Here is an 8,738-nt window from a genome sequence, read left to right on the forward strand (position 1 = left end):
CACCAATAAATACAACAGCAAATAACGACAACAACAATAGCGATTTAAAGTACATAGACCACTTATGTACGCTTTCACCCGCGAGCGGGTCGCGCTGCTCACCGACGAGGGCTCGTTCGTCGAGGACGGGTTGTATGCGAACAGTCTCGCCGACGGGCTGCCCGCAGACGGGGTGATCACCGGAACCGCCCGGATCGACGGGCGCGACGTGTGCGTGATGGCCAACGACTCGACGGTCAAGGCCGGGTCGTGGGGCGCGCGTACGGTCGAGAAGATCATCCGGATCATCGAGCGTGCCTACGCCACCGGCGTACCCATGATCTATCTGGTCGACTCGGCCGGCGCGCGCATCACCGACCAGGTCGACCTCTTCCCGGGCCGGCGCGGCGCCGGCAAGATCTTCCACACCCAGGTCCGCGCGTCCGGGGCGATTCCCCAGGTCTGCGCGCTGTTCGGCCCGTCCGCCGCGGGGGGCGCCTACATTCCCGCGTTCTGCGACATCGTCGCGATGGTCGACGGCAACGCGAGCATGTATCTCGGGTCCGACCGGATGGTCGAGATGGTGACGGGCGAGAAGACGACGCTCGAGGCGATGGGCGGCGCGCGGGTGCACTGCACCGAGTCCGGCGTCGGCCACTTCCTCTGCAAGACCGAGCAGGCCGCGCTCGACGTGGTCCGCAACTACCTGTCCTACCTGCCGTCCAACTGGCAGTCGTCGCCCCCGTCGGCGGTTTCCCGTGAATCGGCCGATGTGGACCTCGGCGCGCTGGTCCCGGCCAGCGAGCGGCAGGCCTTCGACATGCGGCGCTACATCAAGGGGATCGTCGACGAGGGGTCGTTCCTCGAGATCCAGGCGCTCTGGGCGCGCGAGCTCACGATCGGATTCGGCCGGCTCAACGGCGAAGTGATCGGCGTCCTCGGCAACAACTCGATGTTCAAGGGCGGCGTGCTGTTCGTCGACTCGGCGGACAAGGCGAGCCGCTTCGTGCAGCTCTGCGACGCGTTCAACGTGCCGCTGCTGTTCCTCTCCGACGTCCCCGGGTTCATGGTCGGCACGGCGGTGGAGAAGCAGGGCATCATCCGGCACGGCGCCAAGATGATCACGGCGATCAGCGAGGCGACCGTACCCAAGATCTGTGTGGTGGTCCGCAAGGCCTACGGCGCCGGGCTGTACGCGATGGCCGGGCCCGGCTTCGACCCGGACGCGACCATCGCGCTGCCCACCGCGAAGATCGCGGTGATGGGCGCGGACGCGGCGATCAACGCCGTGTACGCCAACAAGATCGCGGCGATCGCGGACGAGGCCGAGCGGGCGGACTTCGTCGCCGCCAGGCGAGCCGAGTACGAACGCGACATCGACATCATGCGGCTGGCCTCCGAACTCGTCGTCGACGCGATCGTCGAGCCCGCCGACCTGCGCGGCGAGCTGGTCCGCCGGTTCGCCGCGGCTCGTTCCAAGGACCGTAGTTTCTCCCGGCGCCGGCACGGCGTCACTCCCGTATAAGCATCACTTCCTTTTGGGGGACCCGTCATGGTCGACTTCCGGCTCACCGAGGAGCAGGAGGCGCTGCGTTCCAGCGTGCGCGAGTTCGCGCGCGAGCAGGTCGCACCGGTCATCGCCGAGCACTACGAACGGCACACCTTCCCGTACGACCTGGTCCGGCAGATGGGCAAGATGGGCCTGTTCGGGCTGCCGTTCCCCGAGGAACACGGCGGGATGGGCGGCGACTACTTCACGCTTTGCATCGCGCTCGAGGAGCTCGCCCGGGTGGACAGCTCGGTGGCGGTCACCCTGGAGGCGGCGATCTCGCTGGGTGCGATGCCGATCTACCGCTTCGGTACGCCCGAGCAGAAGGCACGCTGGCTGCCGCAACTGACCAGCGGCGAGGCCCTGGCGGCCTTCGGTCTCACCGAGCCGGGCTTCGGCTCCGACGCCGGCGGCACGGCGACCCGCGCCCGGCTCGACGAGGCGACCGGCGAGTGGGTGATCAACGGCACCAAGGCGTTCATCACCAACTCCGGCACCGACATCACCGCGCTGGTCACGGTGACCGCGGTGACCGGCACGAACCCGGACGGCAGCAAGGAACTGTCCACCATCATCGTGCCGTCGGGAACGCCCGGCTTCACCGTGGCGCCCGGCTATTCCAAGGTGGGCTGGTGCGCGTCGGACACGCACGAGCTGTCCTTCGACGACGTGCGGGTGCCGGCCGAAAACCTGCTCGGCGTGCGTGGGCGCGGGTTCGCGCAGTTCCTGCGGACCCTCGACGAGGGCCGGATCGCGATCGCCGCGCTGTCCGTCGGCCTCGCTCAGGGCTGCGTCGACGAGTCGGTGAAGTATGCGAACCAGCGTCAGGCCTTCGGGCAGGCGATCGGCAACTTCCAGGCCGTGCAGTTCATGATCGCCGACATGGAGGTGCGGGCGCACACCGCTCGGCTGGCCTACTACGACGCCGCGGCGCGGATGCTGGCCGGGGAGGACTTCAAGGCGTACGCCTCGGTGGCCAAGCTGCACGCCAGCAACGCCGCCATGGACAACGCCCGGTACGCGACCCAGGTGCACGGCGGATACGGCTTCATGAACGAGTCCGCCGTCGGCCGGTTCTACCGCGACGCGAAAATCCTGGAGGTCGGCGAGGGCACGTCCGAGGTCCAGCGGATCCTGATCGCCCGTCACCTGGGTCTGTAGCTGGTTGACGGCTCGACTGTCGGGCTTCCGACCACCAGCGGGTCACATGCCTGACAGCACGGCCGTTCAGTTCGGCAGGTATCGAGCCAGGTGCCTACCTTCAGGTTCATGGCATCTGATCACGGGGGTGGTCCGGCCTTCGGTGTCTTGTTGGGCAGTCATCGGCGGCGGGTCCGGCTGACCCAGGAGGAGCTGGCCCGGCGCGCCGGCGTCGGTGTGCGTACGGTCCGCGACCTGGAACGCGGCCGCGCCAGCCGCCCGCAGCGCTCCACCGTCGAGCTGCTCGCCGGCGCGCTCGGCCTGACGGGGGCCGACCTGCAGGGCTTCCTCGGCGCCGCCCGAGCTCCCGCTCCGCCCTACGTGCGGCTGCCGCCCGCGGGCGACCTGATCGGCCGGGACGGCGACGTGGCCGAGCTGGTCGCCCGGCTCACCACCCGGCCGCCGGACGGACCGCGCGGCGTCACCCTCGTCGGCCTGGCCGGTGTGGGCAAGACCGCGCTGGCGCTGACCGTCTCGCACCGCATCGTCGACGCGCACCCGGGCGGCGTCGCCGGCATCGTGGTCACCGAGGGCTTCACCACCGGCGACATTCTCGGCATGGTCGCCGCGGTGTTCGGGGTGGGCCGCTTCGACGACCTCTCCGCCCGCTTCGCCGGGATGACCGCGGTGCTGCTCGTCGACGCGGTGGAGCGGGCGCCCGAGGCCGTCGCCGAGGCGTTGTCCCGGCTGCTCGATCGGATCCCGACGCTGCGCTTCCTCGCCACCGGGCGGCACCCGATCGGTCTGCCCGCGGAACGGGTCTGGCCCCTCGGGCCGCTGGTCGCTCCGCCCGAGGAGGCGCGGACCCTGGCCCAGGCGCGCAACTATCCGGCCGTGGCACTCTTCCTGGACCGGCTGGCCCGCGTCGGCCGGGCGCCGGTCGACCCGGCCGAGGTGGCACCGATGACCACACTGGTCCGGCGGCTCGGCGGGCTGCCGATGGCGATCGAGCTGGCCGCGGCCCACGGCCGGGTGCTGACCGTCGCCGAGATCCTGGACCGCTACGGCGACCGCCTGCTCGACCTGACCGGCCGCCCGGGCCGGCAGGTGGTCTCGCTGCGCGACGCGGTGGCCGCCAGCTACAACCTGCTCGCCGCCGAGGAGCAGTACGCCCTGCGCCGCCTCGCGATCTTCCGGCACCGCTGGTCGGTCGAGCTGGCCGAGCAGCTGATCGAGACGAGCACCGACGTCGTGCACCTGCTCGACCGGCTGCTCGAGCTCGGCCTGCTCAGCGTCCGCGGCAACCGTCCGTTGCGGTTCCGCCTGCTCGACGTGGTGCGCGACTTCGCCGCCGAGCGGGCCGCCGCCGAGGGCGAGCTGACCGCCGGCCGTCAACGGCACGCCGAGGTGATCGCGCGGCTGGCCGAGGAGATCGCGCCGGATCTGGTCGGGGCGAACCTGTCCGAGGCGGCGACCCGCCTCGACGCGGTGGTCGGCGACCTGGGCGCGGCGCTCACCTTCGCGGCGTCGGAGGATCCGCACACCGCGCTGCGGATCGCGGCCGCGCTGCCCCGGTATTGGCGGCTGCGCGGGCGGGACGTGACCGGGCGGCAGTGGCTGCGGCGGTTGCTGGACGACCCGCGCACCGCCGACGCCGACCCGGTCGTCCGGGCCTGGGCCAAGATCGGGCTGGCTCAGCTGGCGCTGGAGCACGGCGCGGCCGGCCAGGAGATCGAGTCGGCGTCGTCCGCGCTGGCCGACTTCGAGCGGCTGGGCCTGATGGACGGCCGGCTCGCCGCGCACACCCAGCTGGCCGCGTTGTGGCTGTCCACCGGCGGGTACGACGAGGCGCGGCGGCACTGCGAGGCGGTGCTGGCGCTGGCCCGGGCGGCCGACCGGGCGCGAGACATGGCTGTGGCGGAGAACAACCTGGCCTGGCACGAGATCCGGGAGGGCGATCTCGCCGCCGCGCGCCGGCGGCTGGCCGAGGTGGACCGGCTCGCCGTGTGGTGTGGCGAGCACAGGCTGCGGGCGCTGGCCACGGCCAACCTGGCGGAGGTGGCCCGCCTCGGTGGGGAGCCGGCCGAGGCCGAGCGGCTGGCCCGGCGGGCGGCGGCCGAGCTCGAGGTGCTGGGCGATCCGAACCACCGTCGCCGGGTGCTCGCGACCATCGGGCTCGCCCTGGCCGAGGCAGGTCGGCTGGACGAGGCGGAGGGTGTGCTGCTCGAGCTGCGGCCCCCGTCGGACGCGGACTTGTCGCCGGACGGGCCGGCGGCCGTGGTCGCGGCGGCGATCGCGATGCGCCGCGGCGAGGAGCGGGTGGCGGCGGAGTCCTTCGCCCGGGCGGTCGACGCCTACGCGGGCGGGCACGACCCGAGACTGGTGGTGGATGCCCTGGTGGGGCTGGTGGTGTGCACGCCGGACCCCGAGCCGCGGCACGCCGCGCTGCGCCGGCTGGACGATCTCTGCCGGACCGGTGGGATCACGCTGCTGCCCCGCGAACTGAAGCTGCTGGGTCGCTGAACGGCGTCGACGGCCGGCGCTTTCGTGGCCCCCCACGCGCCGACCGTCGCATCGCCCCACACGGCAAAACGGCGTGAACGTGACTCCCCCGTCGCGCCCAGCATCTCGCCACGGCCGCGCCGCATCCCCCTTGCGAAGATGACCTTATCCGCGATCGTCTGACCTTTTGGGTAAGAGCGCCCGGTATGTCCTAGGCGTTCTGTGCTTCTGCCGGTAGTTCTGCCGGTTCGTCACTTCCGGCCGTGGCGCACGGATTCACCGCGTCCCGGAGGGCTCGCAGCGCGTCGAGGAAGGCGTCGTACTGGGCCGGCGTGAGCGGCTGGACCAGCCACCGCTCGATCAGCTCCAGGTGGTCGGGCAGCAGATCGTCCAGCCGGCTCAGGCCCTTGTCGGTGATCACCGCGTACGAGCTGCGCCGGTCGGTGGAGCACGCCTCGCGCCGGATCAGCCCGGCGCGGTCCATCCGGTCGACCACCCGGGTCACGCCACTGGTGGACAGGGAGGTCTGGGCGGCGAGGTCGGTCATGCGCAGGCGCCGGCCGGGGGAGCGTGCCAGGCGCATCATCACCTCGAACTCGACCGTGGAGAGGCGGTGCTGGTCGAGCTGTGTCGCGAAGCGGTTGGTCAGCCCGGTGAAGGCCTCCGCGAAGAGGCCCACCGCGGTGAAGCGGGGGTCGTTCAGGTCGGTGCTCACCTGGACAACCATACCAGGCACTTGACAGGGGGAATATTGTTCGGCGTATAGTTGCTACGTCAGACAAGTTCTAGACATGTCATCTTGAAGGGAAGCAACAACCATGACCGAGTCCGTCGTTTCCGGTACGCGTGAGTTCCAGGGCCTTCAGATCCCGGCCGCCGGCACCTACCTGCTGGATGCCGCGCACAAGCGGGTCGGGTTCGTCGCCCGCCATCTGATGGTCAGCAAGGTTCGCGGCACCTTCGAGGAGGCAGAGGCCACCATCACCGTCGGCGAGGACCCGCTGCAGTCCGCGGTGTCCGCCACCATCAGGACCGCGACCGTCAACACCACCAGCGCCGACCGCGACGCCCACCTGCGCAGCGCCGACTTCTTCGACGCCGAGAAGTACCCGGCGATGGAGTACCGCAGCACCGGCATCAAGTCGTGGGACGGCAACGAGTTCGTCGTCACCGGTGAGCTCACCATCAAGGACGTCACCAAGCCGGTCGACCTGACCGTCGAGTTCGAGGGCGCCGGCAAGAGCCCGTACGGCTTCGACGTCTTCGGGTTCAGCGCCACCGCGGAGATCGACCGCTTTCTCGCGGTACGCACCGAGCGCGGCCCGGTCGCCTTCGCGACCGGCGAGGTGGCCGGCATCCGCCCCACTGCCGCGGGCGGACCCGCCGCCGAGGGACATGTCGGCCTGCTCACCGGCGCCTCCAGCCGGCTGGTCGCCGGGGTCGGCACCATGGACGCCGAGCCGCTCTTGCTGCTGCAGAGCATGCGGGTCGTGCCGGACGAGGTCTGGGCGGCAGCGGCCGGCGAGGCGGTGCCGGCATGACCGCGACGGCGGTGATCCGCTTCCGCGACCTGCTGGCCGGCAAGCTGGGCTGGTCGTTCGCCGACACCGACGTGCCGCACCTGGCCACCGAGCTGGACCGCCGGGCGGGCGCCCGCGGGCTGGGCCGCGACGACTACCTGTCCCGGCTCGGCACCGGCCGCTGGGACGACGAGCTGTCGGCGATCGCCGAGGACCTGACCATCACCGAGACCTACTTCTTCCGGCACAGCGAACAGTTCCGGGCGCTGCGCGAGGTGGCCCTGGCGGACCGGCTCGCGGCCCGGGCCGGCCAGCGGGTGCTGCGCATGCTCTCGGTCGGGTGCTCGTCCGGCGAGGAGGCGTACACGCTGGCGATCGTGGCCCGCGACGCGCAGCCCGACCCGGGCTGGATCATCTCGGTGCTGGGCGTCGACGCCAACCCGGCGATGCTGCGCCAGGCCTGCGACGCGCACTACAGCACCTGGTCGCTGCGCGAGACGCCGGATGCGGCCAGGCAGCGATGGTTCCGCGCGCAGCACGACGGCCGTTACGAGGTGGACCCGGCGATCCGCGCGAGCGTCCGCTTCCGGCAGCACAACGTCGCCGACGACGACCCGGCCCTGTGGCGCCAGGAGCAGTACGACGTGATCTTCTGCCGCAACCTGCTGATGTACCTGACCTCGGAGACCGCCGCGGCGCTGATCGGCCGGATGACCAGGGCGCTGGTCCCGGGCGGCTATCTCTTCCTCGGGCACACCGACTCGCTCGGCAACCGCCCGGACGGTCTGGAACCCATGCACAGCCATTCCAGCTTCTTCTACCGGCGGGTCAGCGCGGTCCCGCCCGCCCCACGCGAGGAGCCGCAGCCCAGCCGCGAGCCGGCCCCCGCGAAGAAGGTCGACCTGCTGGAGCTGATCCGCGCCGAGCGCTTCTCCGAGGCGCTGGCGGTATCGACGAGCCGGACCGGCGGCGAGCCGCGCGACCTGCTGCTGCACGCCGTCCTGCTGGCTCAGGCCGGCCGCCTCGACGAGGCCGAGATCGACATCCGCCGCCTGCTCGACACCGACGGGCTCAACGCGGACGCGCACCACGTGCTCGGTGTCTGCCTCGAGGGCGGCGCCGCGGTGGACGTGGCGATCGGGCACTACCGGCTGGCCGCGTACCTGGATCCGGCCTTCGCCATGCCGCGGCTGCGGCTCGGCCTGCTCCACCGCCGTCGCGGCGACCACCGCGCCGCGGCCGCCGACCTCGACCGCGCCCTGCAGCTGCTGCGCGCCGAGCGCGACGATCGGATCGTCCTGTTCGGCGGCGGGTTCGGCCGCATCGCGCTGACCACCCTGTGCCGCAGCGAGCTGGACGCCTGCGAGGCTCGGCGATGAGCCCGACGGAGCTGTACAAGGCAGGTGTGCTGGACCGGCTGGCCGAGCTGCGCGAGGAGTTCGACTCCTCGTTCACCCGGCCGGCCCGGCGGCACGACGTCGAGCATGCCGAGCTGCTGGCCATCAAGGCCGGCGGGCGCGCGTACGCGTTGCAGCTGTCGCAGACCTCCGGCGTCTATCCCGACCGGCCGGTGACGCCGCTGCCCGGCCCGATCCCCGCGCTGATCGGCGTGGCCGGGTTCGGCGGCACGATCGTGCCCGTCTACGACCTCGCCGCGCTGCTCGGTCGCCCGTTGCCGGACCGCCCGCGATGGCTGGTGACGGCCGCCGGCACGCCCCCGCTGGCGTTCGCCTTCCACCAGCTGGACGGTCACGTTCGGGTGCCGGCCGGGTCGATCATCACCGAGGCCGGCGAGCGTCCACACGGGAGCCTGCGCGGCATGGTGCCACTGGCCGGCGGCATCCGCCCCATCATCGACCTGCCCGCCGCCCGGGCCGCCGTGCACACCCTGACCGGACACCTCGAGGAGCGACAGACATGATGGCCGGACGCACCTTCGGCAACAAGCTGGCCGGCGGGTTCGCGCTGACCGTGGCGCTGACCCTGATCATGGGCACCGCGTCGGTGATCACGCTGAAGCTCGTGATGGACAGCAAGGACCGGGTGAT

Annotated in this window: 5 protein-coding genes and 2 pseudogenes; 6 read left to right on the top strand and 1 reads right to left on the bottom strand. The window is 71.6% G+C overall.

Translation table 11 applies throughout. The features are described from left to right. Positions 1–79: 79 nt before the first annotated feature. From AB0M20_RS14640 to AB0M20_RS14650, 3 genes and pseudogenes are all read left to right on the top strand, one after another. Positions 80–1,504 (top strand): annotated as a pseudogene (locus AB0M20_RS14640) (acyl-CoA carboxylase subunit beta); the annotation flags it as partial. A 27-nt stretch (positions 1,505–1,531) separates the two neighbouring features. Beyond that, complete coding sequence (locus AB0M20_RS14645) at positions 1,532–2,689, top strand: acyl-CoA dehydrogenase family protein (RefSeq protein WP_364298179.1); 1,158 nt, start codon at positions 1,532–1,534, stop codon at positions 2,687–2,689. A gap of 108 nt (positions 2,690–2,797) precedes the next feature. Beyond that, complete coding sequence (locus AB0M20_RS14650) at positions 2,798–5,191, top strand: helix-turn-helix domain-containing protein (RefSeq protein ID WP_364298181.1); 2,394 nt, start codon at positions 2,798–2,800, stop codon at positions 5,189–5,191. Between the two features lie 190 nt (positions 5,192–5,381). Here the strand turns inward: AB0M20_RS14650 and AB0M20_RS14655 are convergent, their stop codons facing one another. Further along, entirely contained in the window at positions 5,382–5,897 is a 516-nt protein-coding gene (locus AB0M20_RS14655; RefSeq protein WP_364298183.1) for a MarR family transcriptional regulator, read from the bottom strand. Between the two features lie 91 nt (positions 5,898–5,988). Here AB0M20_RS14655 and AB0M20_RS14660 point away from each other — a divergent pair. From AB0M20_RS14660 to AB0M20_RS14670, 3 genes and pseudogenes are all read left to right on the top strand, one after another. Continuing rightward, a pseudogene (locus AB0M20_RS14660) lies at positions 5,989–6,465 on the top strand (YceI family protein); the annotation flags it as partial. Between the two features lie 242 nt (positions 6,466–6,707). After that, positions 6,708–8,069, top strand: coding sequence for a protein-glutamate O-methyltransferase CheR (locus AB0M20_RS14665; protein ID WP_364298185.1), 1,362 nt, complete (start codon positions 6,708–6,710; stop codon positions 8,067–8,069). Beyond that, entirely contained in the window at positions 8,066–8,611 is a 546-nt protein-coding gene (locus tag AB0M20_RS14670) for a chemotaxis protein CheW (RefSeq protein ID WP_364298187.1), read from the top strand. Before AB0M20_RS14665 ends, AB0M20_RS14670 begins: the two co-directional genes overlap by 4 nt. The last annotated feature ends 127 nt before the right edge of the window (positions 8,612–8,738 follow it).

The sequence above is a fragment of the Actinoplanes sp. NPDC051633 genome (assembly GCF_040681735.1).
Taxonomy (GTDB): domain Bacteria; phylum Actinomycetota; class Actinomycetes; order Mycobacteriales; family Micromonosporaceae; genus Actinoplanes.